This window comes from Oceanicola sp. 502str15 (assembly GCF_024105635.1).
Classification (GTDB): Bacteria; Pseudomonadota; Alphaproteobacteria; order Rhodobacterales; family Rhodobacteraceae; genus Vannielia.
Genome location: NZ_WYDQ01000001.1, coordinates 4,080,709 through 4,105,182, shown reverse-complemented (window position 1 = coordinate 4,105,182; position 24,474 = coordinate 4,080,709). Strand labels below are relative to the sequence as shown.

Below are 24,474 nucleotides of genomic sequence, written 5' to 3'. Positions count from 1 at the left end.
CCGCGCGGCGGGCCCTAGCCCTCGGCCACCCACCATTCCGGCCGCTCGTCGCGCAGCACACCGGCCGCCCGGTCGCGCGCCTCGTTGTCCTCGAAAATCGCAAAGCAGCTCGCCCCCGAGCCCGACATCCGCGCCAGCATGATGCCCTCCATGGCCCGCAGCTCGTCGAGCACCTCGCCGATCTCGGGGGCCAGCGAGCAGGCCGGCGCCTCAAGGTCGTTGCGCTGCCATGTCAGCCAGTCCACCAGCTCCCGGCGGCTCGGCGCTTCGGGCGGGTCGGGCATCGGCGCATTGTCGGTCCGCTCCAGCCGCCCGAAGACCGCGGCGGTCGATACCGGCACCCGCGGGTTCACCAGCAGCAGGTTCAGCGCCGGCAGCGCCGGCAGCGCGGTCAGCTCCTCGCCGATCCCGCGCATCCGATAGGCCGCCTCCGGAGCAAGGCACACCGGCACATCCGCCCCCAGCTCCTTTGCCAGCCGGTGCGGCCCCGGCACCGGCACGCCCCAAAGCTCCGACAGCCCGCGCAGCGCCGCCGCCGCATCGGCCGAGCCGCCGCCAAGCCCCGAGGAGATCGGCAGAAATTTTTCGAGCTGGATCGATACGCCGCCCACCGCCACACCTTGCCGCGCCGCCTCGGCCTCCATCAGCTCCGCGGCTTTCAGCACCAGGTTGCTCGGCCCCGGCGGCACGCTGCCGCCGAACGGCCCCGACGCGCCAAGGCTCATGCCCGCCGCGTCCCGCAGCACGATGAGGTCGCCGACCCCGGCAAAGCACACGAGGCTGTCGAGCAGGTGATACCCGTCGTTGCGCCGGCCGGTGATGTGAAGTGCGAGGTTGATCTTGGCCGGGGCGAAGGCCTCAACCTTCGTCATTGGCCACGGCGAGCGGCTCCGCGCCCTCTTGCAACAGCACCGCGTCCAGACCCACCTCCAGCTTGCGCCGGATACGGTCCGCGTCCTTCTCTTCCGGGTCGAAGCTCAGCGCGCGTTTCCACTGGAACTGCGCCTCAAGCTGGCGGCCCACGGCCCAGTAAACGTCGCCAAGGTGGTCGTTCACGATCGGGTCCACCGGCAGCAACTCGGTGGCCCGCTCCATGTGGCTCACCGCCTCCTGGTAGCGACCCAGCCGGTAGAGCACCCAGCCCAGACTGTCGGTGATATGGCCCGAGTCGGGGCGCTCGGCCACCGCGCGCTCGATCATCTCCAGCGCCTCGTCAAGGTTCTCGCCCATCTCCACGTAGGAATAGCCGAGGTAGTTGAGCACCTGCGGCTGGTTCGGCCGCAGCTCCAGCGCCTTGCGAAAATCGGCTTCCGCCAGGTCCCATGTCTTCAGCCGCTCGCGGGTGATGCCGCGGGCGTAATACACGATCCAATGGGTCTCGTTCTCGTCCTCGAACAGCGCAATCGCCTTGTCGTAGGCAGCCTCGCTCTCAGACCATTTCTCCTGCCCGCGCAGGATGTCGCCCAGCGCGATGTGCACGCCCAGAATCTCGGGGCGGGCCTTGGCAAGCTGGCGCAGCACCTCGGTCGCCGCCGCGTCGTTGCCACCCTGGCGCAGCGCCTCGGCGCGGCCCATCTCGGCGGCATGAAACGCCGGATCGTCGCGCGACACCCGGTCATAGGTGCGCGTCGCCAGCTCATACTGCTCCATCTGGTCGAGCAGCTCGGCAGAAAGCAGCAGCGCCTCGGTGTTGTCATCGGGGCGCAGGTATTCGGAGGTGCGCGCATAGAGCAGGGTGTAGCTGTCGGTGGTTTCGCCGTTCAGCGCCCCCGCCACGCTCAGAAACACCTCTGCCAGCCCGTCATCGGCCGAGCGGATCACCGTGAACGGCAGCGTCTCGCCCGCCTCCAGCTGGTCACGGATGCCGGCAAGCTCGGGGTCGAGATCGCGGGTGAAGGCCTTTTCCATCAGCTCGATGGCCGCCTCGTTGCGGTCGAGCTGGCTGAGCACCTGCACATGCGCCACAACCCCGCGCCGGGTCAGCCGCAGCGGCCCGGCTTCCGCGCCCGAAAAGATCGCATCCGCCGCCTCGAAATCACCGGCCACCCCATAGGCCAACGCCTTGTGGTAGAGGCCAAAGGCCTTCAGCCCGGTTTCGTTCGCCGCGCCGTCGAACCCTTCCAGCGCCTTGTCCATGTTGCCCAGCGCCAGCTCGGCCCAGGCCCGCACGAGGCCATCGACCAGCGGGCCAACCGAGTCGCCCGCATCGAGCCCGTCCACGACCTTCTGGTACTCTTTCTTCCGCAGCGCCTCGGCCATCAGCACAAGCTGGGCAATCTGGCTCTGGTCGACCGTGCCCACCATCTTCTGCGCAATCGGCACCGCTGCCTTGAAGTCGGCCAGCCCGACAAAGGCAAGGATCGCGTTTTCCAGCAGCAGAGGATTGTTCTGATCGCGCACCAACGCGCGGGTGTAATAGTCGGCAGCGGCCCGGAAGTCGCTGTTGAAGCTCGCAACCCGCGCCGCAAGATAGGCGCCCGCAAGCCCCCGGTCGGTCTGTTGGGCGGCGGCGGGGAGGGCAACCGCGGCGCCAAGGGCGAGGGCGGCAGCGGAACGAAGCATGGATTTCAGGCGCACGGGGCTCTTTGACCTCTGTTTTGTTCTGATTGCGGCACGGTAGCTGCGCCGGGTTAGCAAAACAATACGCCTGAGAGGCCCCAAACCCGCCCCCACGCGGATTCTCGCGCCATCGTGACGCGGATTGCAGGCCACCCGCCCCGGGCCAGCCCGCGCCCCGCCATCAGATGTCGCAAAAGGCCCCGCGCGGGGCCTACCGCTCACATGTTCGGGTAGTTCGGCCCGTCGCCGCCCTGCGGCACCGTCCAGTTGATGTTCTGCGGCGGATCCTTGATGTCGCAGGTCTTGCAGTGCACGCAGTTCTGGAAGTTGATGACGAACTCTTCCTTGCCGTCCTTCTCCACCACCTCATACACGCCCGCCGGGCAGTAGCGCTGCGCCGGTTCGGCGTATTTCGGCAGGGTGAACTGGATCGGCACGCTCGGGTCTTTCAGCGTCAGGTGGCAGGGCTGGCTTTCCTCGTGGTTGGTCATCGAGAAAGACACGCTGGTCAGCCGGTCAAAGCTCAGCTTGCCATCGGGCTTGGGGTAGTCGATCGGCTCGAAATCGGCGGCAAGGCCGGTCGAATCCGCGTCGGTCTTGCCATGCTTGATCGTGCCGAACAGCGAAAACCCGAACAGGTTGTTGGTCCACATGTCCAGCCCGCCCAGCGCCAGCGACGGCCACAGCCCCCACTTGCTCCACATCGGCTTCACGTTGCGCACCTTCTTGAGGTCCTTGCCAATCGCGCCGCCGCGCACCTCGGCCTCGTAGTCGGAAAGCTCGTCACCCTCGCGCCCGGCCTTGATGGCGGCATGGGCCGCCTCCGCCGCCGCCTTGCCGCTCAGCATGGCGTTATGGTTGCCCTTGATCCTCGGCACGTTGACCATGCCCACCGAGCAGCCCAGCAACGCCACGCCCGGCGCCACCATCTTGGGCATCGACTGAAAGCCACCCTCGGTGATCGCCCGCGCCCCGTAGGCCACCCGCTTGCCGCCTTCCAGCAGCTCGGCCACCACCGGATGGTGCTTGAGCCGCTGAAACTCCTGATAGGGCCGCAGATAGGGGTTCTTGTAGTTCAAATGCACCACGAACCCGACGAAAACCTGATTGTTTTCCGCGTGGTAGATGAAAGAGCCACCCCCCGCGTTGCTCCCCAGCGGCCAGCCCATCGTGTGGGTCACGGTGCCCTCGCGGTGCTTGGCCGGGTCGATCTCCCAGATCTCCTTCATGCCAAGGCCAAACTTCTGCGGCTCCATGCCGGCGCTCAGGTCGTACTTGGCAATCACCTCCTTGGAGAGCGAGCCGCGCACGCCTTCGGAGAGGAACACATACTTGCCGTTCAGCACCATCCCCGGCTCATAGCCCGGCCCGGCGGTGCCATCGGGGTTCTTGCCGAACTCGCCCGCAACCACGCCCTTCACCCGGCCGCCCTCGTAGATCAGCTCGCTGCACGCCATGCCGGGGAAGACCTCGACGCCGAGTTCCTCGGCCTGCTCCGCCAGCCAGCGGCAGACGTTGCCCATGCTCACGATGTAGTTGCCGTGGTTGTGCATCAGCGGCGGCATCGGAAAGTTCGGCACCCGAACCTTGCCCGCTTCGCCCAGAATGTAGAAATTGTCCTTCTTCACCGGCACGTTGACCGGCGCACCCTTGGCCTTCCAGTCCGGGATCAGCGCATCAAGGCCCGCCGGGTCCAGAACCGCGCCCGACAGGATATGCGCCCCCACTTCCGAGCCCTTCTCCAGCACCACAACGTCGAGATCGGCATCGAGCTGCTTGAGCCGGATCGCCGCCGAAAGCCCGGCCGGCCCGGCCCCCACGATCACCACATCGTAGTCCATCGCTTCCCGTTCGATCTCGGCCATCTGGCTTGCCCTCCGCGCAAGATTAGTTCGTTGCGGCCTTGGTTACCGGAGGGAAAGGGCAGAGGCAATCGCAACGCTGCGGCGCAAAACGCGCAAGGGCTGGATGTGCAGGGAGGAAAGGTGGCCTGGCAGGGGCAGCAGGGCTTGAACCCGCGCTGAGGATGCCCACGGGATGCGCGGCAGGGTGAAGGCGCTCAAGGACGCCCATGGAGATGCTGACGCCTTCCGTCTGGTGGATGGGGTTTCCAACTTGTTGGTGAAGGGCGGACCCGATCTGGTGGCGCTTCAGAAAGCCGTGAAGGCCCGCAGGCCCGCGCTGGTGGTGATCGACACTATCGCCATGGCCTTCCCCGGCTTGGAAGAGAACGACGCGAAGAGCATGGGCCTTGTTGTGGCCGCGGCCCGGTCCCTGACCAAATGGGGCGCTGCCGTGCTGTTGATCCACCACGACACGAAAGAGGGCAGCGGCATTGCTAGGGGGCACTCCATCCTGAACGGGGCGCTGGACATGTCCTTGCATCTGAAGCGCGACGGCGGGCAGGTCACCGGCAATCTCACCAAGAACCGCAATGGCTCGACGGACCAAGGCTTCGCCTTCATCGTGAAAACCGTCACGCTTGGCGAGGATGAAGACGGCGACCCGATCACCACGGCGATTTGCGAAGAGTCCGACGGGCCGGAACGGGCAGCCCCGAAGCTGACCCCCAGCGTGGAGGCGGCCCTCGCGATCTTCAATGCTCTGCCCCAGCCCGTGACGGATGAGGACTGGCGGCAAGCCGTGATCGACTCCCGCACCGTGTCCGCGTCCGAAGACCCGGATAGCCGCCGGAAGGCTTACAAGCGGGCGGTGGAAGACCTGACCCGCAAAGGCATTGTGGTATTTGCCGACGGCAAATTCGTCCTTGCGACTGGCGACTGTGAGGACTTCACCGACGACATGGTGGAGGGGGCGCAATGACCAAGGCGGCGCATAACTCCACGCCGGCCATTGCTTCCGGGCCGTTCCAAGGCGGTCATATCGCCAAGGCGGAATCTGTGCAGCCTCACCAGTGGCAGCAGCAGACTAGCCCGGGCACCGGACAAAGCGGACGGACACGGACAAGGGCCGGACATGTCCGCACCTGTCCGGCGGGCATTAGGTGGGCGGGACACCGGACGGACACGGACAGGGGTCTTAAGACCTGTCCGTCTGTCCGGTCCGCACATGCCCCGGACATGCAGGCTTCAGGGGAAGAGGGAAGGAAGGGGAACCACGGCGGCACGTTGACCGAGCGCGGGTCCTTCCCGGGGCGGCGGGGTGCGGGGTGCGCGGAGCCCCGAGTCGTCACTCTTTGGAGAACAATTTAGATCAGGAACCCGATTTACTCTAACCAGTAGTTGGAGTAGTTTGAGCAGTGAAGCAGATTCGGAAGGGATACATCATGCGATTCAAGACCATCGAAATCGACTTCGAGATTCACAAGATGATCGAAGCAGTGCGGAAGGGCTTTCACGAACCGGAGTATGTCGCCTTGCGGCGTCTGCTGGCATTGCCGGAACCTTCTTCGGACGAGGCTGAAGACGACGATATTAACCGTGAGGGCATTCCGTTCACCGAAGACGGAGTCGAGATACTCCACGGCTCATATGCTCGGATGCGCTACCTACGCGGGACGCAGCAATACGAAGGCCAATTCTTGGACGGAAAACTGGTCGTGGAAGGCGTCGCATATCCGACCCTTTCCGCTGCTGCTAGCGATCTGGCGCGCACCAAGGAAGGCAAAAAAACCAGCCTAAATGGCTGGCTCTACTGGGAAGTCAAAGTCCCCGGAACGTCGCGCTGGATAAAGCTCAGCGACCTTCGCGATCAGGTGAACGCAAAATTGAAACAAGCCAGTAAATGGGTCTGACCGTTGCAGCACATCCCGCAATCCGAACTCGCCGAGATTGACGCACTCGTGGGCGGCCCGGACCCCGTGCCGGTTCCCGGCGATCTGGTGAATGCCGCCGGGCTGGCCGATTGGCTGGGGCTGACGCCCAACCGCGTTTCGGCCCTCGCCCGTGAAGGCGTGATCCCGCGGAGCGCCGACAAGCTCTTCGCCCTGAAGGCCGCCGTGCGGGCCTATGCCGACCATGCCCGGGCCGGAGCGCAGGGCCGCCGCGTCGACTCCGAACTGGCCGCCGAGAAGCTGAGGGCGGCCAAGGCGACCGCCGAGAAGCTGGAACTTCAGAACGCCAAGGTCCGAGGCGAGATCATTGCCGCCGCCGACGTGGAACGAGAATGGGCGGACGTGCTGCGGGGACTGAGAGCTGCCTTTCTCGCGCTGCCGTCCCGGGCTGCGGCCAAGCTGGGCCACCTGACGCCCCATGACCTCGCCGCGCTGGACGCCGAAGTCCGCGACGTGCTGTTGGAGATTGCCGCCGATGACTGACACCCTCACCCGCACCCGCCGCCGCGCTCTGGCCGCCCTGAGGCCGCCCCCGCGCCTGTCCCTGCCGGATTGGATCGAGTCGACCATGCGGCTGCCCGAGGGCGTCTCTGCTACGCCGGGCCGCGTCACCCTCTGGCCGTATCAGCGCGGCATTGCCGAGGCTATCAGCAACCCGCTTATGGAGCGTGTGACGGTGGTGAAGCCCGTCCGCGTAGGACTGACCACGCTTCTGTCTGGCACGGTGGCCGCCTACATCGCCAACGAGCCTTCCCCGATCATGGTCTTGCAGCCGACCGAGGCCGATGCCCGCGATTATGTGGTGAGCGATCTGGAACCGATTTTCGGTGCCACGCCCGAACTGAAGAGCCTGCTTTCTGCCGAGGCCGACGAGTCCGGTCGCAACACCCTCCTGAGCCGCCGCTTTCCCGGCGGTAGCCTGAAGGTGGTGGCCGCCAAGAGCCCGCGTAACCTGCGCCGCCACAACGTCCGCGTCCTGTTGATCGACGAAGCCGATGCGATGGAGCCGGGGGCCGAGGGCAGCCCGATCACGCTGGCCGAGCGCCGCACCCTGTCCTTCCCCAATCGCAAGATCGTGCTGGGCAGCACGCCGACGATGGAGGCCACCAGCAACGTGCTGCGCAGCTACGCCGCCAGCGACCGGCGCGTTTTTGAAGTGCCGTGCCCCCTTTGCGGCGCGTTCCACGAAATCGGCTGGGCGGACATTCAGTGGCCTGACGGCGAGCCGCACCGTGCGGCCTACGTCTGTCCGCATTGTGGGGCCGTGACCGAAGAGCGGCACAAGCCCGCCATGGTGGCCGCGGGGCGCTGGCGTGTGACCCGGCCCGAGGTTCAGGGCCATGCAGGTTTCCGGCTCAATGCGCTTGTCTCCACGCTGGCGAATGCGTCGTGGGGCAAAATCGCTCAGGAGTTCTTGGAGTCGAAAGACCATCCCGACAAGTTGCAGGTCTGGACGAACACCCTCTTAGGGCAAGGCTGGCGCGAGGCCGCGGAAGAGATCGACGAAACCGCCCTTGCGGCCCGTGCCGAGCCCTTCGCGCTGCCCGATGCGATCCCGCCCGACGTGCTGTTCATCACCGCCGGGGTGGACGTCCAGCGGGACCGTCTGGAAATGCTCTTCCTTGGCTGGGGGCGGGATGAAATCTTTGTGCTGGGGCAATCGGTCATCTACGGCGACCCGATGGGCGATGACGTCTGGGCGGAACTCGACGATGCCCTGCGGACGATCTGGAAGCACCCTAAGGGCGGCTTCCTGCGCGTGGATGCCGTGGGCGTGGACGCGGGCGACGGGGTGACGATGGACCGAGTCCTGGGCTTCTGTCGCCCGCGCATGTCGCGCCGGGTTTACGCCGTCAAAGGGGCCGCCGGGGACCGCCCCACCATCCGCGCCAGCGACACCAAGGGGGCACGGCTCTTCATCGTAGGCGTGGACTCCGTGAAGGGGCAGCTTATCAACCGCCTCGCCCGTGGCCGGTCCGTCCGCTTCAGCGACACGCTGGAAGGGCGCTTCTATGAAGAGCTTGCGAGCGAAAGGCTTGTGGTGCGCTACCGCCGGGGTGCCCCGATCCGGCAATGGGAACGCACCCCGGGCCGCCGGGCGGAGTCCCTCGACTGCATGGTTTACGGCATGGCCGTGCGGGCTCTGGTGAATGCAGACGTGGACCGGCGCGAAGTTGAGGTTGAGGCCAAGACAACGCCGAAGAAGCCCGCTACGGTAGTGAAGAGTAAGTGGCTGGAAAGGTGAACGCATGACGATTGGGTATTTGGATGAATCTCGCATCGAGAATATTCCGCCAAAGAACCGCGCAGCGCATGAGTTTTGTTTCCGACTCCATGACTTGATGGCCCATTTAGTTGTTGAAATGTCTATGGGAGGCCTTTCGGGTGTCTCTTTTCAATTTCAAACTCAAGAAGAGATTGACGCTTTTGAAAGCGGAATGCACCCGTTGGATTTTCTCGCCTCAACTGGAAAAGGCGATCTCGAAAGGCGAGCTGTCATAAATCACGCTTCCCTTGCAATGTTTTCGGATATGCTGCACTTTATTTATGACGGCCTCACAGCATTGGAGAAAAGGAAATTCTCCGTCGCATTCAATTTGCTCAGGAAACCCTTCAAAGAAGGACTGCCCCTAGCAGCTTGGATGTGCGCGGATGAAGAGGGCTTCTTTTCGAGACTCAAAGTGGACCCAAGCGGCTCCTTTGATCCGAGAAAGTTGGATCAACAGAAGCGTCGCGACCTCTATCGCGCTGCCGCCTGTCAGTCGGGCTGCAAGGACTTTATAGATGCGGATTATTTGGATGGCGTGGTCTCAGACAGAAGCAACTCATTTGGACTTGCACCGCTCTTTGACAAATCTACTCACTACGTCACTGGCAACCGGGCAATTGAGACTGAAGCATACAATATAAATATGATCTTCAAGAACCGAACGGACAACGATGTCTATGAAGGCTGCTACAAGGACATAGCATATATCCTTTTCTTCATGCACATGATCCAGATTAACATCTATTCTAGAATGTCTAGCGCCAAGAAGAAGTATATTAACTGGCTGATTTTCTCGACTCTATCTGTTTTCGAATCTCTTTTCGTGACCGGGAGTTCGAATATGCTAAGATTCATGAACAAGGAGTTTGGCGAGTTCTTCCAGTGCCCAATGTGTGAGGCGGATTTTCGGATACACAAGAAGCAAGCTCCTCGATTCTTTATTATGGAACTTGTGGAGTGCAAGGAATGTGGAATGACCCACCAATTTCCCTTCAACTGGCTTCTATCGAAAGTTGATCTCGACCTTGGCCGCGCTTAGACCGGCAGCGGCCCCCGCCCGTCGCGAAGGTCCAGCACCTTGATAAGCATTTGGGTGAAGCCGTTGTCGTAGGCTTCGCCAATCTCCATCGCTTCGGAAATCTGCCGATCCGACCAACTCAGGCTGACGAACTCGCCCGTCCGCTGCATCCACTCATTCACGATCTGCCGGGCCGCCTTGGCGCGGGTCGGGTGAATCTCGCCCGTGATGTAGGGCGCGAAGCACGAATGAGCGTTGCGGGTCTTCCGGTCCATACAGCTTTGCCTTTCCGGGGGAAGGGTGCGCCGGGCGAAGCATAGGAGAACCTCACCCGGCGCGTTGGCGTCGATGGGGAAATCCCTTACCCCGGCGACCGTATATCCGATTCCAGAAAGCGGAAGCAAGTATCTTGTTGCTATGCCTATCCATAGTAAAACTATTTTTGACCATGTTTTAAAGGCGTTGACTCCGATTGCTGTAAGCTGATATTGAGGGATTCGCCAACAAGGAGTCCCCTTATGACCAGCACCCAAGACCGTGATCCCGAAATTGGCGGGGCGTTCTACGTTCCCGCGGAAGCGCCCGACCAGTTGGGCGTTACGACCGAGCAAGCCGCCCGCGCTCTCGCGCACCCCGGCTTCGATGCGAAGCAGGCGACCGCGTTCTTCCGCAACCGCGTGACCGCCGGGCACTTGATCCCCTATGGCCGGATGACTTCGGACAAGCGCCGCCCCTACCTCTTTCGCACCGATCAGGTGTTGGTGGCTGCCGTTCAGCACCGTCTTGCCGAATGCGGGCTTACGGGCGACCCGATGCACGCTGCCTTCCTCGCGCTGAATGCGTGGGACGCAGATGACAAGGCCAAGCTGCCCAACCCCACCCATGCGCCGCAGCGGCCCGCCGGGCACGTCATGCGCCTTTACCTGACTGGCGTGCGCAACTTCGGTTTTGAACTCATCACCCTTCGCAACACCGCCGGTCGCGGGGATGTGGCCTTTTCGGCCCGGGTCCGCCGCTTCGACCCGGAAACCGGCAACGCCGATGGCACGTCTTTCCGGCTGCCCGGGCCGTCTTGGGAACGTCGCTCGATCTGGGCGACTGACCTTGACCCGATCCTTGCCTACATCACCCGCGAAAAGCCCGTGGTGAACTGATATGGCGTTCCCCTTCGTCCCCAAGCTCTTCAGCCGTTCGGCCAAGCCCCACACAGTCCGTCGCTTCGATGGCGCGGCTGGCGGGCGTCGGGGCTTTGGGATGGGGACGTTTGGGCGGGTCAATTCGGAAGTGGCCGCGAGTGGCGGGACTCTTCGGTCCCGCGCCCGCTACCTCGCGGCCAACAACCCTTGGCTGGCGCAAGCTGTCGCGAATTGGGCTGGGGCTCTGGTGGGGGCCGGTATCGTGCCGACCCCGAAACACCCGGACGCCACCACGCGGGCCGATCTGACCGCCAGCTTCCAAAGATGGGCCGATGACGCGGACGCCGATGGCCGGACGGATTTCTGGGGCCTTCAGGCGGACGTCGCCCGTGGGCTGGTGATCGACGGCGAGGCATTCCTCCACGTCCTGCCCGGTGAAGACGGCCCCCGGCTTCGGCTTCTGCCGCCTGAACTCATTGACGAGTCTATGACCCGCGAACTTGGCGACGGGGCCGTGATCGTGCAGGGCGTGGAGTTCGACGCTGAGGGCCGCCGGGTTGCCTACCATGTGCTGCCCTATCGCCCCCACGATCAATTCGCGAACTACGCCCCGCCGGTCCGCGTGCCTGCCGATGAAATCATCCACGTCATGAAGCCGTTGGCCGCCGGGCAGGTTCGCGGCGTCTCATGGCTCGCGCCTGTGATCCTCAGCGCGTCCGACTTCGATCAACTCTGCGATGCATTGTTGATGGGCGCGAAGGTGGCGGCGATGCACGCGGCCTTCCTTATCGACCTCAACGGCACCGGGGGCGAGCCCTACGACGGCACCGGGGAGGGCGGAATCCTCGAAACCGGCTTGGAGCCGGGCACCATGAAGCGCCTGCCCACGGGTTACGACGTCAAGTTCAACAGCCCCCAGACCATTGCCGAGATCGGGGCCTTTCTGCGCCTGAACTTGCAGCAACTCGCCGCCGGGCTGGGGCTGCCGGAACATCTGCTTTCGGGCGATCTGAGCAATGCGAACTATTCGAGCTTGCGGGCCGGGCTTTTGCCGTTTCGCCAGCGGGTGGAGCAAATTCAATATGGCACCCTTGTGCCCCAATTCCTGAAACCCGTCTGGGAACAGGTCATCACCCACGCCGTCTTGTCCGGCGATCTGGCGGCCCCGGACTTCGAGTCCTCGCCTCGCGTCTATTCGGCGGAATGGCTGCCGCCGAATCCGATGCAAGTGGACCCCCTGAAAGACACTCAGGCGACCGTGGCCGAACTGGACGCCGGACTAACCTCGCGGCGTAAAGCCGTGGCCGAACGCGGCTGGGCGCTGGAAGACCTGGACTCCGAAATCGCCGCCGATCCGCGCCAGAACGCGGGGGCAGCCGATGCCTGAATACTCCTATGAGGCGCACTGTCGGAAGCTAGCCCGGAAGCTGGGGGCTTCGGACGTGGTGAGCGGCCCGCGCCTGACCATCAATCCCGACAAGGCCACCGTGATCGTGCTGCCGCGTGAGGGCCGAAAGATCACGCCCCGAGACAAGGAATACACCGAATGGAAACGCAAGAATTGCTGACCCGCCGGGCGGCGATCACGCCCGAGACCTTCGACGCCGACGCGGGCACCGTGGAGGCCGTCGCCTCGACTTTCGCCCCGGTCCGCCGGGCAGGCTTCATGGAGCGGCTGGACCCTGCGGCGATCAACCCCGCCGATCTGGTGGGGCTGCCCGTGCTGGACGGGCACCGCAGCGGGCGGGCGCTGGACGTGGTAGGCAGCATCACCGCGGCCCGCATGGAAGCCGGTGCCCTTGTGGTAACGATCCGGCGCACCAGCGCGACCGACGCGGACCCGCTCTGGCAGCGGGTCGCGGACAAGACCATTCGCGGCGTGTCGATTGGCTACGCCGTGCGCAAGTGGCGTGAGACCACCGAAGGCGGGATGCGGGTCCGCACCGCCGTCGAATGGGCGATCAAGGAAGTCTCCGTTGTCGCCTCCCCCGCGGACCCTCAGGCAACATTTAGGAGCGAAGACATGCCGCAAGACGAAATCGAAACGGTGGAAACCACCGAAGAAACCACCACCGAAACCCGGGCGGCCATTCGGCAGATTTGCCGCAGCGCGGGCATGTCGGCGGAACAGGCCGATGACATGATCGACCGCGACCTCAGCATCACCGAGGCCCGGGCGGAAGCCTTTGAGGCCATGCAGCGCCGCACCCCGGCCCGCATTCGCACCGCGGCCCCGGCGAACGATGACCCCGCCGTCACCCTGACCCGCCGCGCCGATGCCCTCTTCGCCCGTGTCTCGGGCGAGGCCCCGACCGACGAAGCCCGGCCCTATGCTGCCGAGACGCTGCGCGATATGGCGCGGGCTTGCGTGGAGGCGGCGGGCGTCAGCACCCGCGCGATGGATGCCGACACGCTCTTCCGGGCTGCCATGCACACCACCAGCGACTTCCCGCAGTTGCTCACCAGCACCGGCAACAGGACGCTGACGGCGGCCTATCAGGCGGCGCAGAGTCCGGTTAAATCGGCTCTGGCCCGTCGCACCACCATGACCGACTTCCGCCCCGGCACCCGCCTGAAGCTGTCGGACATCGGCACCTTGGAGAAGGTGAGCGAGTCCGGCGAGATCAAGCACACCAGCCGGGGCGAGGCGTCCGAGTCCTATGCGCTCGACACCTACGCCACGCAGTTCGCTATCAGCCGCAAGGCGCTCATCAATGACGATCTGGGCGCGTTCCGCGATTGGGGCAGCACCGCCGGGCGCATGGCCGCTGAGACCGAGGCCAACCTGCTTTTGGCCCTCCTGCTTTCCAACCCGACGATGGGCGAAGACAACAAGGCGCTCTTCCACGCCGATCACGGCAACCTCTCCGACAACCCGGGCGCTCTGGGTGACGCCGGGGTGGGCGTGACGGGCCTTTCGGAAGCCCGGCAGGCCCTTCGCGGCATGAAGGCTCTGGACGGCAAGACGCCGATCAACGTCACGCCGAAGTTCCTTCTGGTGGGGCCGGAACAAGAGACCGAGGCCGAACAGCTTCTTTCCGAACTGGCCGCCGCCACGGTGGATGACGTGAACCCCTTCGCCAAGCGCCTGTCGCTTCTGGTGGAGCCCCGGATCACCGGCAGCGAATGGTATGTCTTCGCCGACCCGGCGCAGCTTCCCGTTCTGGAATATGCCTACCTGTCCAGCGCCCAAGGCCCGCAGATGGCGAGCCGTGAAGGCTGGGATGTGCTGGGCATGGAATTCCGCGTGGTGCTGGACTTCGGCTGCGGGGCCGTCGACTGGCGCGGCGCGTTCAAGAACGCGGGCGCGTAATGGCGACCGTCGCTGAACTCACGAAAATGCGGGCGGACCTTCTGGCCGCCCGCGCTGGCGGCGTCCGGCGCTACCGGGACCAAAACGGCGAAGAGATCGAATATCGGTCCGATGCCGAAATGGCCCGGGCTCTGGCCGCTCTGGACGCCGAGATTCAGGCGGCCACCGCCCGGCCCGCCAACACGATCCACTTCAAAATGAGCAAAGGACTCTGAGATGAAGAACTATGTGCAGAAGGGTGAGAACATCACCGTGACCGCCGCCGCCGCTGCCACCAGCGGGCAAGGCGTGCTTGTCGGCAACCTCTTCGGCATTGCCGCGGGCGATGCCGAGATCGGCGACGATCTGGACCTTGTGACCGTGGGCGTCTTCAGCATGGCGAAGGTTTCGACCGACGTGCTGGCCGTGGGCGATCCGGTCTATTGGGATGACACCGCCAAGCTGGCGACCGCGGACGATGACTCCGGCGCGAATGCCGAGATCGGCCTTGCCGTGACCGCCGCCGCCAACCCGTCCGGCACCGTCAACGTGCGCCTGAACGGGTGAGACATGCCCCGGGGTCCTTCCACCTTCCGGCAAGCTGACGTGGAACGGGCGGTCAAGGCCGCCCGCGCCGCCGGGCTGGATGTCGGAACCGTGGAAGTGACTCGCGAGGGGACCATTCGGGTTATGGTGGGGGCTTCTACCGGCGAGTCGGCTCAAGCCGAAACGCCCTTCGACACATGGAAGGCCAAGCGCGATGCGGGTCCGTCTTAAAGGTATCAACAGGGTTTCCAAACGGCTCGCCGATGGCAGCCGGGTCACCTACTACTACGCATGGAAGGGCGGCCCCCGGCTGCCCGGCAAGCCCGGCGATCCCGAGTTTGTGGACGCCTACAACGCGGCGATTGCCGAGAAGGCGAAGACGCCCAAGGGCACGCTGCAATCTGTTCTGAACGCCTATCAGGACTCTCCAAAGTTCACCGATCTGGCCGAGCGCACCCGCAAGGATTACGCGAAGCACGTCCGCAAAATCGAAACCGAATTCGGCGACTTCCCCTTGGCCGCCCTGTCCGACCGCCGCACCCGCGGCGAGTTCCTGGCATGGCGTGACCGCATGGCGGCCAACTCGCGTCGGCAGGCCGATTACGTCTTCGCCACCTTCGCGGCGATCCTCGCGTGGGCCGCCGACCGGGGCATGATCGTAACCAACCCCTGCGCCCGTCCCGGCAAGCTCTATCGGTCCAAACGGTCCGATACGATCTGGACCGAGGCGGATGAAACCTCCCTCTTAAAAATCGCCCCTGCCCGCATTCGCCTCGCCTACCTTCTGGCAGTCTGGACCGGGCAGCGCCAAGGCGACCTTCTGCGGCTGACGTGGAAAGCCTACGACGGCACCCATATCCGCCTCACTCAGCGCAAGACGGGCCGCCGGGTGGTGATCCCTGTGAGTGGCACCCTGAAGGCCGCTCTGGACGAAGCCGCGAAGACCAAGAGCGCGGTCACGATCCTCACCACCACCAAGGGCACCACTTGGACAAGTCACGGCTTCAGCGCCAGTTGGCGCAAGACGCTGGCGAAGGCGAAGGTGACCGGGCTCACGTTCCACGATCTGCGGGGCACCGCCGTCACACGGCTTGCCCTCGCCGGGTGCAGCGAACCCGAGATTGCGACCTTCACCGGGCATAGCCTTCGGGACGTGGCCGCGATCCTCGACGCCCACTATATGAGCCGTGATGCCCGCATGGCAGAATCAGCACTCAGCAAGCGGGAGGCGCACGAAGCCGGAACAAAAATTCCCAACTGAACGCCCAACCGCTCCACAGGAGTCCGCCTCAGAAGTCCATTTGGTCCATGAAAAGAAGTGGCAGGGGCAGCAGGGCTTGAACCCGCGACCTACGGTTTTGGAGACCGTCGCTCTACCAACTGAGCTATACCCCTAAGGCCGGGCCGATGGATAAGAGAGAGGGTTCGGCTTGGCAAGAGCGAAATGGTCTCTCCGGCCCCACCTCTCCGCTATATCCACCTCAGCCTGCGCAGGACCCAGAGCTGCAAGGCCCCCACCACCGCCAGCGCCCCGGTAAACACCCAGAACGCCCACGGGCTTTCGGCCCCGGGCATACCGCCGAGGTTGATTCCCATCAAGCCGGTCAAAAAGCCCAGCGGCAGGAAGATCGCGGAGAGGATCGAGAGCAGGTAGAGGTTGCGGTTCAGCTTGTCCTGCACCGCCGCGTCGATCTCGTCCTTCAGCACGATCAGCCGGTCGCGCATGGCGTCCAGCTCCTCCACCGCACGCACCAGCCTGTCATGCGCCTCCGCCAGCCGCCGCCGGTCGGACTTGCTGAGCATCGCATGGCCGCCGCTGGCAAGCTGCCCGATCGCATCGCGCTGCGGGCCCAGAAAGCGGCGCAGGTCGATCACCTCCTGCCGCTCGTCCACCACCTGCGCCCGCTGCTCCGGCGCCGGCGCACCGATCACCGCGTCCTCCAGCAGGTCCACCCGCTCGGCCAGCTCGAACAGCGTCTCGTCGATCCGTCCGCCCAGCCGCTCGACGAGGCTGGCCAGAAAGCTGCCCACGCTCTGCGGCCCCTCCGCCGCCGCCACCTCCTCGCGCAGCTCGGAAACAGAGCGCAGCGGCCGGCGCGACAGGGTGATGATCCGGGCCGGGTTCAGGAACACCCGGAGCGACACCATGTCTTCCACGTCCTCGCCGGGGTTCAGGTTGACCCCGCGCAGGATCACCACCAGCCCGTCCTCCTGCACCGAGGCGCGCGGGCGGGTCGATTTGGCGGTGAGCGCGGCGCGGGTCGGCGGCTCGACGAAATCCAGCACCTCCTCCATCCAGGGGTCGGTGTCGGGGTGGTCGGCAAGAAGATGCAGCCAGGCCAGTTCGTCGGCCTTCAGCCGGGCCACGATGTGGTCCTCGCTGTCCAGCCGCTTGCCCGCGTCGGGGCCGTTCAGGCAGTAGGCAAATTCGATGTGTTCCATGGGCCAGAGGCTAAGGGCTCTGCCGTCCGGGGCAACTGTAAAGAGGCGTTGCTGTCGTTAACAAAGTTCATTTTGCAAAAATACCGTATGCACAGGCTGTGCACAGGTTGTGTACGGGATGTGACAACGGTTTTTCGTGGTTAACGCCCCGAGGCGCCCCGCCGTACCTGCATTTTTGCAAAGCCCGGCCGCACCCCTCCCGAGGCGCGGCCAAGCCCTTGTTATTCAGGCAAATTCAATGCCCGCATCCACCATCGGCAGACGGAAGATGCGTTTTCCGGTCGCGTTGTAGATCGCATTGGCCACCGCAGGCGCCGCAGGCGGCAATCCCGGCTCCCCGATCCCCGTCGGCGCCTCCGCAGACGCTACGATATGCACCTCGATCTTGGGCATGTCGGTGATCCGCAGCGGCTCGTAATCGGGGAAGTTGCTCTGCACCACTTCGCCCCCGTCAAAGGTGATCTTCTGGCGCATCGCATGGCCCAGGCCATAGCCGATTCCGCCTTCGATCTGGGCGCGGATCACGTCCGGGTTCACCGCCACGCCGCAGTCCACCGCCGCCACGATCCGCTCCAGCTTCACCACGCCATCGGCGTCGGTCGACACCTCGGCCACCTGCGCCACATAGCTCTGAAACGAGAAATGCGCCGCAACACCACGGCCCCAGCCTTCGGGCAAGTCACTGCCCCAGCCCGCTTTTTCCGCCGCGAGCTTGAGCACGCCCGCCAGCCGCGGGCTGCCGCCAAGCAGGCCCTCGCGGAAGGCCACCGGGTCTGCGCCCGCCGCCTCCGCCGCCATGTCCATGGCCACTTCCATCGCATAGGCGGTGTGGCTGTTGCCGACCGAGCGCCACCAGAGCACCGGCACCGGGGTTTCCATGTTGCGCACTGAAACCTGCATCGCCGGAATGCCGTAGGGCGTGTCGGAAACCCCCTCGACCGAGGCGTGGTCGACCCCCTCGTGCACCATCATCTGCTCCATAGGCGTGCCCGTGAAGATCGACTTCGAAGCCACGTCCGAGCGCCAGGCCGCAAGCGTGCCGTCCTCTCCGAGCGCGGCCTTTACCCGATGCTTAACCATTGGGCGGTAATATCCGCCCGTCACGTCATCTTCGCGGGTCCACACCAGCTTGACCGGCTGATCGGTGCCCAGCGCGATGGCAGCCATGGCGGCTTCCACATGGTAGTCGCTGTCCATGTTTGCCCGGCGGCCAAAGGAACCGCCGGCATAGACGGTTTCGATGGTCGTGTTTTCCGGGCCAACGCCGGTCACGGCGCCTACCGCCATTTGCGTGACGGTCGGAAACTGGGAGCCATCCCAGATATGCGCCTTGCCGTCCTTGATCTGCACGGTGCAGGTCATCGGCTCCATCGGCGAATGCGCGAGGAACGGAAAGTCGAACTCCGCCTCGATGGCGGTGCCGGAGGCCAGCGCCTCCTCCGTGCCCGCATCGTTGCGCGCAGTCGGGCCTTCACCGTCCAGCGCGGCGGCGTATTCGGCCTCCATCTCCTCGGTCGAGCGGCCTTCGGCGTTGGAGAAATCCCACTCCACGCTCAGCGCCTCCCGGCCCTGGATCGCGGCCCATGTGTCGGTGCCATAGACCGCCACGCCCTTCGGCGTCTGCTTCACCGCCGTCACGCCCGGAACCTCCAGCGCGGCGCTGTCGTCAACACTGGCCACCGTGCCGCCAAAGCGCGGCGCGCGGGCCATGACCGCATAAATCGTGCCCTCCGGCGCCACGTCCATGGCAAAGATCGCGGTGCCATCCGTCTTCGAGGGCGTGTCCTTCCGGGGCAGCAGATCCTGCCCTATCAGTTTGAAATCCTTCGGCTCTTTCAGGATCGGCGCAGAAGGCGGCTCGGCCCCTTCCTTCACCTTGGCCACCAGTTCGCCAAAGCTGGCCGAAATATCGCCATGCGACACCACGCCCTTCTCGATGGTGATCTCGCTGGCCCGCACCGCCCATTCGAGGCTGGCAGCCTCCATCAGCATCGCACGCGCCGCAGCGCCCGCTTCGCGGTATTGCATGTAGCTGTTGGCCATGGCGGTCGATCCGCCGGTGCCCTGCATCCCGAAAAGCGTGTTGGCATAGATGCTGGCATCGGCGGGGGCAAACTCGATCTGCACCTGCGCCCAATCGGCATCCATCTCTTCGGCCACCAGCGTAGCAAGGCCCGTGGTGGTGCCCTGCCCCATCTCGAAATGCTTGAGGATCACCGTCACCGTGCCATCCGGCGCGATCTTGACGAAGGGGTTCGGCACCAGCGCGCCATCATGCCCGGCCGCCAGCGCACCTCGGCCATTGAAGCCGATGACCAGCGCCCCGGCGGCGGCACCGGCAAGAAACCCACGGCGGGAAGTTTTGAAATCTTTCATGGGTTTAACCCTCCATCTGCTTGGCTGCATCATGGATCGCCGCGCGGATCCGCACGTAGGTGGCGCAACGGCAGACGTTGCCGCCCATGTAGTCGTCGATGTCTTCGTCGGTGGGGGTGGCGTTTTCGCTGAGCAGGCCGATCGCCTGCATCATCTGACCCGATTGGCAGTAGCCGCATTGCACCACGTCATTGGCCCGCCAGGCCGCCTGCACCGCCTCGGCGACACCGCCGTTGATCCCCTCGATGGTAGTGACTTCGAGCCCCTCCACATCGGAAATCCAGGTCTGGCAGGAGCGCGTCGGCTCGCCATCCACATGCACGGTGCAGGCCCCGCAGGAGGCCACGCCGCAGCCGAACTTGGTGCCGGTGAGCTTGAGGCGATCGCGGATCACCCAGAGGAGCGGCATGTCCTCCGGCGCGTCAACGCTGACCGCCTCGCCATTGAGTTTGAAGGAAATAGACATCGGTGCTGGCCTCCCTGAGCTGGCATAGTGAACCGTTGCGTTCATCTTGCGGGGAGAGATAGGGCGGTGCGACAGCTTGTCTTGCCCGTCCGGGCAAAAAACAGGGGCCGCCTCGCTAAGAGACGGCCCCGTAAAGATTTTTCTGTCAGGGCAGGTCAAACCTGCCCGACGCGATCACTCGATGATCTTCGACACAACGCCGGCGCCGACGGTGCGGCCGCCTTCGCGGATGGCGAAGCGGAGGCCGTCTTCCATGGCGATCGGGGCGATCAGCTCAACGGTGAAGCTCACGTTGTCGCCGGGCATGACCATCTCGGTGCCTTCCTTCAGCGTCACCGTCCCGGTCACGTCCGTGGTGCGGAAGTAGAACTGCGGGCGGTAGTTCGCGAAGAACGGCGTGTGACGGCCACCTTCCTCTTTGGTGAGGATGTAGGCTTCCGCCTCGAACTTGGTGTGCGGCGTGACCGAACCCGGCTTGCAGAGCACCTGGCCCCGCTCAACGGCTTCACGGTCGATACCACGCAGCAGCGCGCCGATGTTGTCGCCGGCCTCACCACGATCCAGCAGCTTGCGGAACATTTCCACACCGGTGCAGGTCGTCTTGGTGGTGTCCTTGATGCCGACGATTTCGAGTTCGTCGCCCACGTTCACAACGCCACGCTCGATGCGGCCGGTCACAACCGTGCCACGACCGGAGATCGAGAACACGTCTTCGATCGGCATCAGGAACGGCTGGTCGACAGCGCGCTCGGGGGTGTCGATGTAGTCGTCGACGGCCTTCATCAGCTCGGCGATCTTCTCGGCGCCGATGTTGTCGTCACGGCCTTCGAGGGCGGCCAGGGCCGAACCGGCGATGATCGGAATGTCGTCGCCCGGGTAGTCGTAGGACGACAGCAGCTCGCGGATCTCCATTTCGACCAGCTCGAGCAGCTCTTCGTCGTCGACCTGGTCGACCTTGTTCATGAAGACAACCATCTTCGGGATGCCAACCTGACGGCCGAGCAGGATGTGCTCGCGGGTCTGGGGCATCGGGCCGTCGGCGGCGTTCACGACCAGGATCGCGCCGTCCATCTGGGCGGCACCGGTGATCATGTTCTTCACGTAGTCGGCGTGGCCGGGGCAGTCGACGTGGGCGTAGTGACGCGCGTCGGTCTCGTACTCCACGTGGGCGGTCGAGATGGTGATGCCGCGGGCCTTCTCTTCGGGCGCGCCGTCGATCTCGTCATAGGCCTTGAAGTCGCCAAACTGCTTGGTGATCGCAGCCGTCAGCGTCGTCTTGCCGTGGTCAACGTGACCGATCGTGCCGATGTTCACATGCGGCTTGTTACGTTCAAACTTTTCCTTAGCCATGGTCCTTGGCGCCTCTGTTCGGGGGGCCGACCAATGGCCCCGGGATTTGCATGGGCGGGTGCCTACGCGGGCGGGGGGGAAAAATCAAGCGCCCTTTGGGCTCAAGGGCTTCACGTCGCCGGGAAAGCGCCGTTGTCCTATTGGGCCGGTGTGATCACATCGCCGATGTCGGGCGAAACGCCGGGCCGGTCGGTTGCCAGCGGCGGCGCGGCAGAGGGGCCTTGCGCCCCGGGGCCCTCGAGCGGCGCAGGCAGCTCCGTCGGCAGCGCGTAGCGCGGCGCGAACCAGCCGGGGTTTTCCCGCATCCAGCCCTCGATCAGCCGGGCCGAATTGGCCGCAAGCTGTGCCATCTGCTGCTCCCGCGTGCGGGTCAGGCCGGAGCCGAGCACGGTCTCACCCGAGAGCCGCTCGAACACCGTGAAGACCCGCGGCTCGGGGTTGATCTTGCCCCCTGCCGCATCGTCCCAGACCGAAACCTGGATCCGCAGGATCGACTTGGGCGAGAGCACCACGGGCACGCCGGGCACCGCCAGCGCATAGGCATCCACCTTGACCGCAAGGTGATAGAGCTGATCGCCGCTGAACCGGCCGAAACGCTCCTGTAGCGCCGCCTCCAGCACACTCTGCCACTCCTCGGCGCTGGCCTCCCGCGAGGGTGGCACCTTCTGCGCCCCTTCGGCCACCACCACCGTATGGCCGAGGCTGAAGGCGCCGATGGGCTCGACCGGCTCCTGCAGGTCGGCCACCGCAGAGCAGCCCGCGAGCAGCATAGTGGCGGCGAGCCAGGCCCTCATTTGCAGATCACTTTCAGCGCATCCCATTCCGCGGCGCTGAGAACCGGCTCGAAGTCATCCTTGCCCCGGCTTTCGGCCGCCCGCGCGGCGATGGCGCGGCTGGCGAGGTTGGGGTGCGAGGCGAGATATTCCATCGCGCCCTCGCTGTCGCCGTAGCGGTCGCGCAGCTTTTCGAAGAAGCGGGCGATCCCCTCGGTCGGCAGCTCGGCCTCGCGCAGCGCCTCGAAGGCAAAGACATCCGCCCCCGCCTCCGCCTCCCGCGAGAAACTGGCCTGCATCAGCTGTTGCGAGATCACCAGCACCAGTGCACCGCCGGCGAAGTCCCCGAGGATCATGGAGAGAATACCCGCCGAACCCGCCGTGCGCAGGGTGATGCGCAGCGGGTCGCGGTTGTAGACATGGCCGATTTCATGGGCCAGCACCCCGGCCACCTCTTCGGGGCTGTCGGCCTTGTCGAGCAAGCCGGAGACGATCACGATATGCCCGCCCGGCGCGGCGAAGGCGTTCACCATCGGGTGGCGGATCACCTTGAGCTTCAGCGGATAGGGCAGCTCGATATGGCCGGTCAGCCGCTCGGCCATCTTGTCGAGCGCGGCCTGCCCCGCGTCGCTGGTGCAGAAACCCGAGCCGTTGTGGCTGCCCAGCATCCCCTCCATCTGTGCCACGACCGTGGTGCCGATGGTCTCTTCCTGCTCGGGCGAGATCAGCCCGGCAAGCGTGTCGGAGAGGGTGGGCAGGATCACGAACAGAATGAGCAGCAGGGCCGCCACCGCACCGCCGGTCCAGAACAGCACCTTGCGCGTCGTGCCCTTGGCCACCGAGACCTTGCGCAGGTTGGGGGCCACGGCTTCCAGCGCCGCCGCATCCTGGGCCGAGGCCACGTTGAGCCGCGCCTCGTCATGGCCCTCGCGGAAGAACACGATGCCGTCGCCAAAGCCCGGATCGCGGATCATCCGCAGCTCCTCGAGCGGCCACTCCTCGAGCAGCCGCCCGCTTTCCTCGTCGACGATCTGGAGCCGCCCCTTCATCTGCTCGGCCACCCCGCGCACCACCCGGGCACCGGCACTCTGCCCGTCGAAGTAACGGGCAGAGACGGCGAAGGCCGGAAGGGGCGTGGTCGGGTCGGCCACGGGCGTGGCTCCTTTCAGGTCGGGGCGCCGCTAGAAGGCGGCGCCAACATCGAGCGCATCGGCAAAGCCTTCGGCATCCACCACGTCATCGCCCACACGCTGGCGGATCGCGTCGAGCTTGGTCGCTCCGATCACCGCGGTTTCCTCCACGTAGTGGCGCAGGATCGGCTGGGTGATGAACACCATCGACAGCGCACCGGCAAAGACGATTGCGAAGATATAGGCAAAGGCGATGATCGCAATGAACAGGATGCCCTGCGGGCTGCCGAACAGGTCATTGGGGTTGGCGCCGCCGCCCAGAACCGAGGCAAAGCCTGCAATCAGGAAGCCCACCGGGATCAGCGCAATCGCCGTCAGCAGCGACACCGCGATGGTGCCGACGATGTAGGTGCCGATGATCGTGCCGGTGCGCGGCAGCGAGCGGAAACGGATGTCATCGCCCAGCACCTTGTGGGCGGCAAGGATGCGCCATGCGTGAACCTGGTAGTAGATGAATCCGATGATGAGCCAGATGTAGGCAACGAAGAAGATCACGAAGCCCAGCAGCGCAAGCTGCTCGTCCATCACCATCAGCACCGCGGCACCGATGAACAGCACGACCCCGATGATCACATGGATCATCGCCCGGTAGAGGCTTGTCCACTTTCCGCCCTGGCTGAACTTGGCATCGCCGTACCATGTGCGGTCCCAGGTGTATTTCTCGAGCTTGAAGGTGGCGAGCGGGCTGAGCAGGCCCAGCGTGAAGGCGCTGACCAGCGCCAGCAGGCAACCGCGCCAGGTGTAGCCCCAGGCGCCCTTCTCGGCGCCGAAACGCACGCCGCGCCAGCGGGTGCGGCTGAGCAGGTAGCGGCGGGCACGATACTGGGCAAAGTAGATCAGCGGGATCAGCGCGAAGAGGTTGATGTAGAGAACCAGGATCTGCTGCAGGGCCACCATCGGGTCCGCCGGATCTCCGCCGATGATGATCGAGAAGCCGGCAAAGAGCAGCAGCACGTTGAGAATTCCGAGATAGGCGGCGAGGATCACAACCGCGACGAGGAAGCCCAGAAACTTCTCCAGCCCTGTACCGGTGTATTCAAACGGGTTGCCGCCCGGCGCCGTGGCGCTCCACAGGTAGCGGCGAATGCGGGCCTTTGCCCAGAAGCGGTAGATCCCCAGCGTCAGCAGGGTCAGCATTCCGGTGCCGAGGGCGAGCCAGAACAGGCGGCCCCCTTCACCCCGGTACGCGCCGTGCAGAACGTCTTCCTCCACCAGCGGTGCATCAGTGTAACTCATTGCTCGTCCCTCGTTTTGTGCCCTGCCC

General features: G+C 64.9%; 23 protein-coding genes, 1 tRNA gene and 1 pseudogene. 13 read left to right on the top strand and 12 right to left on the bottom strand.

What is annotated here, in order from left to right; translation table 11 throughout:
* Window positions 1-14: 14 nt before the first annotated feature.
* The 3 genes from GTH22_RS20195 to GTH22_RS20185 all read right to left on the bottom strand — a co-directional run bounded on the left by GTH22_RS20195 (window position 15) and on the right by GTH22_RS20185 (window position 4,424).
* A complete protein-coding gene (locus tag GTH22_RS20195; protein ID WP_252947384.1) occupies window positions 15-872 on the bottom strand; it encodes a 4-(cytidine 5'-diphospho)-2-C-methyl-D-erythritol kinase in 858 nt (285 codons plus the stop codon).
* Window positions 859-2,562: a tetratricopeptide repeat protein gene (locus GTH22_RS20190; protein WP_252947383.1), complete on the bottom strand. Its 1,704-nt coding sequence runs from the start codon at window positions 2,560-2,562 to the stop codon at window positions 859-861. The genes GTH22_RS20195 and GTH22_RS20190 overlap by 14 nt, the downstream gene beginning before the upstream one ends.
* A gap of 215 nt (window positions 2,563-2,777) precedes the next feature.
* On the bottom strand, window positions 2,778-4,424 hold the full coding sequence (locus GTH22_RS20185; protein ID WP_252947382.1) for an electron transfer flavoprotein-ubiquinone oxidoreductase: 1,647 nt from the start codon (window positions 4,422-4,424) through the stop codon (window positions 2,778-2,780).
* Window positions 4,425-4,590: 166 nt separating this feature from the next.
* On the opposite strand from GTH22_RS20185, the pseudogene GTH22_RS20180 reads away from it, so the two are divergent.
* The 5 genes and pseudogenes from GTH22_RS20180 to GTH22_RS20160 form a co-directional block, all read left to right on the top strand.
* Window positions 4,591-5,382, top strand: a pseudogene (locus GTH22_RS20180) (AAA family ATPase); the annotation flags it as partial.
* A gap of 463 nt (window positions 5,383-5,845) precedes the next feature.
* Entirely contained in the window at window positions 5,846-6,313 is a 468-nt protein-coding gene (locus tag GTH22_RS20175; protein WP_252947380.1) for a hypothetical protein, read from the top strand.
* A gap of 3 nt (window positions 6,314-6,316) precedes the next feature.
* Window positions 6,317-6,835, top strand: coding sequence for a hypothetical protein (locus GTH22_RS20170; protein WP_252947379.1), 519 nt, complete (start codon window positions 6,317-6,319; stop codon window positions 6,833-6,835).
* On the top strand, window positions 6,828-8,597 hold the full coding sequence (locus GTH22_RS20165) for a phage terminase large subunit family protein (RefSeq protein ID WP_252947378.1): 1,770 nt from the start codon (window positions 6,828-6,830) through the stop codon (window positions 8,595-8,597). The genes GTH22_RS20170 and GTH22_RS20165 overlap by 8 nt, the downstream gene beginning before the upstream one ends.
* A gap of 4 nt (window positions 8,598-8,601) precedes the next feature.
* Window positions 8,602-9,660 (top strand): hypothetical protein, encoded by a 1,059-nt coding sequence (locus tag GTH22_RS20160; protein WP_252947377.1) that lies wholly within the window; start codon window positions 8,602-8,604, stop codon window positions 9,658-9,660.
* Here the strand turns inward: GTH22_RS20160 and GTH22_RS20155 are convergent.
* On the bottom strand, window positions 9,657-9,914 hold the full coding sequence (locus GTH22_RS20155) for a hypothetical protein (RefSeq protein WP_252947376.1): 258 nt from the start codon (window positions 9,912-9,914) through the stop codon (window positions 9,657-9,659). The genes GTH22_RS20160 and GTH22_RS20155 overlap by 4 nt on opposite strands.
* A 243-nt stretch (window positions 9,915-10,157) precedes the next feature.
* On the opposite strand from GTH22_RS20155, the gene GTH22_RS20150 reads away from it, so the two are divergent.
* From GTH22_RS20150 to GTH22_RS20115, 8 genes are read left to right on the top strand one after another with little or no spacing between them, the layout of a single operon-like run.
* On the top strand, window positions 10,158-10,793 hold the full coding sequence (locus GTH22_RS20150) for a hypothetical protein (protein ID WP_252947375.1): 636 nt from the start codon (window positions 10,158-10,160) through the stop codon (window positions 10,791-10,793).
* Window position 10,794: 1 nt separating this feature from the next.
* Window positions 10,795-12,162 (top strand): phage portal protein, encoded by a 1,368-nt coding sequence (locus tag GTH22_RS20145; RefSeq protein ID WP_252947374.1) that lies wholly within the window; start codon window positions 10,795-10,797, stop codon window positions 12,160-12,162.
* Entirely contained in the window at window positions 12,155-12,343 is a 189-nt protein-coding gene (locus tag GTH22_RS20140) for a hypothetical protein (RefSeq protein ID WP_252947373.1), read from the top strand. Before GTH22_RS20145 ends, GTH22_RS20140 begins: the two co-directional genes overlap by 8 nt.
* Complete coding sequence (locus GTH22_RS20135; RefSeq protein WP_252947372.1) at window positions 12,322-14,088, top strand: prohead protease/major capsid protein fusion protein; 1,767 nt, start codon at window positions 12,322-12,324, stop codon at window positions 14,086-14,088. The genes GTH22_RS20140 and GTH22_RS20135 overlap by 22 nt, the downstream gene beginning before the upstream one ends.
* On the top strand, window positions 14,088-14,303 hold the full coding sequence (locus GTH22_RS20130; RefSeq protein WP_252947371.1) for a phage head-tail joining protein: 216 nt from the start codon (window positions 14,088-14,090) through the stop codon (window positions 14,301-14,303). Before GTH22_RS20135 ends, GTH22_RS20130 begins: the two co-directional genes overlap by 1 nt.
* Window position 14,304: 1 nt before the next feature.
* Complete coding sequence (locus GTH22_RS20125) at window positions 14,305-14,634, top strand: DUF2190 family protein (protein WP_252947370.1); 330 nt, start codon at window positions 14,305-14,307, stop codon at window positions 14,632-14,634.
* 39 nt (window positions 14,635-14,673) lie between these two features.
* The gene (locus tag GTH22_RS20120) at window positions 14,674-14,844 is read left to right on the top strand and encodes a hypothetical protein (protein ID WP_252947369.1); all 171 of its coding nucleotides are present in this window, start codon (window positions 14,674-14,676) and stop codon (window positions 14,842-14,844) included.
* A complete protein-coding gene (locus tag GTH22_RS20115; protein WP_252947368.1) occupies window positions 14,828-15,874 on the top strand; it encodes a site-specific integrase in 1,047 nt (348 codons plus the stop codon). Before GTH22_RS20120 ends, GTH22_RS20115 begins: the two co-directional genes overlap by 17 nt.
* A 58-nt stretch (window positions 15,875-15,932) precedes the next feature.
* Here GTH22_RS20115 and GTH22_RS20110 read toward each other — a convergent pair.
* The 8 genes from GTH22_RS20110 to GTH22_RS20075 form a co-directional block, all read right to left on the bottom strand.
* Window positions 15,933-16,008: transfer RNA gene (locus GTH22_RS20110), tRNA-Trp, on the bottom strand.
* A gap of 75 nt (window positions 16,009-16,083) precedes the next feature.
* On the bottom strand, window positions 16,084-17,055 hold the full coding sequence (locus GTH22_RS20105) for a zinc transporter ZntB (protein ID WP_252947367.1): 972 nt from the start codon (window positions 17,053-17,055) through the stop codon (window positions 16,084-16,086).
* Window positions 17,056-17,280: 225 nt separating this feature from the next.
* A complete protein-coding gene (locus GTH22_RS20100; RefSeq protein ID WP_252947366.1) occupies window positions 17,281-19,431 on the bottom strand; it encodes a xanthine dehydrogenase family protein molybdopterin-binding subunit in 2,151 nt (716 codons plus the stop codon).
* A 4-nt stretch (window positions 19,432-19,435) separates the two neighbouring features.
* Window positions 19,436-19,897, bottom strand: coding sequence for a (2Fe-2S)-binding protein (locus GTH22_RS20095; protein WP_252947365.1), 462 nt, complete (start codon window positions 19,895-19,897; stop codon window positions 19,436-19,438).
* A gap of 174 nt (window positions 19,898-20,071) precedes the next feature.
* Window positions 20,072-21,247, bottom strand: a complete 1,176-nt coding sequence (gene tuf, locus GTH22_RS20090; RefSeq protein ID WP_252946298.1) for an elongation factor Tu — start codon at window positions 21,245-21,247, stop codon at window positions 20,072-20,074.
* A 137-nt stretch (window positions 21,248-21,384) separates the two neighbouring features.
* Complete coding sequence (locus GTH22_RS20085) at window positions 21,385-22,041, bottom strand: hypothetical protein (RefSeq protein WP_252947364.1); 657 nt, start codon at window positions 22,039-22,041, stop codon at window positions 21,385-21,387.
* A complete protein-coding gene (locus tag GTH22_RS22295) occupies window positions 22,038-23,171 on the bottom strand; it encodes a M48 family metalloprotease (RefSeq protein WP_252947363.1) in 1,134 nt (377 codons plus the stop codon). Before GTH22_RS22295 ends, GTH22_RS20085 begins: the two co-directional genes overlap by 4 nt.
* 30 nt (window positions 23,172-23,201) lie before the next feature.
* On the bottom strand, window positions 23,202-24,446 hold the full coding sequence (locus GTH22_RS20075) for a YjgN family protein (protein WP_252947362.1): 1,245 nt from the start codon (window positions 24,444-24,446) through the stop codon (window positions 23,202-23,204).
* Between the last annotated feature and the right edge of the window lie 28 nt (window positions 24,447-24,474).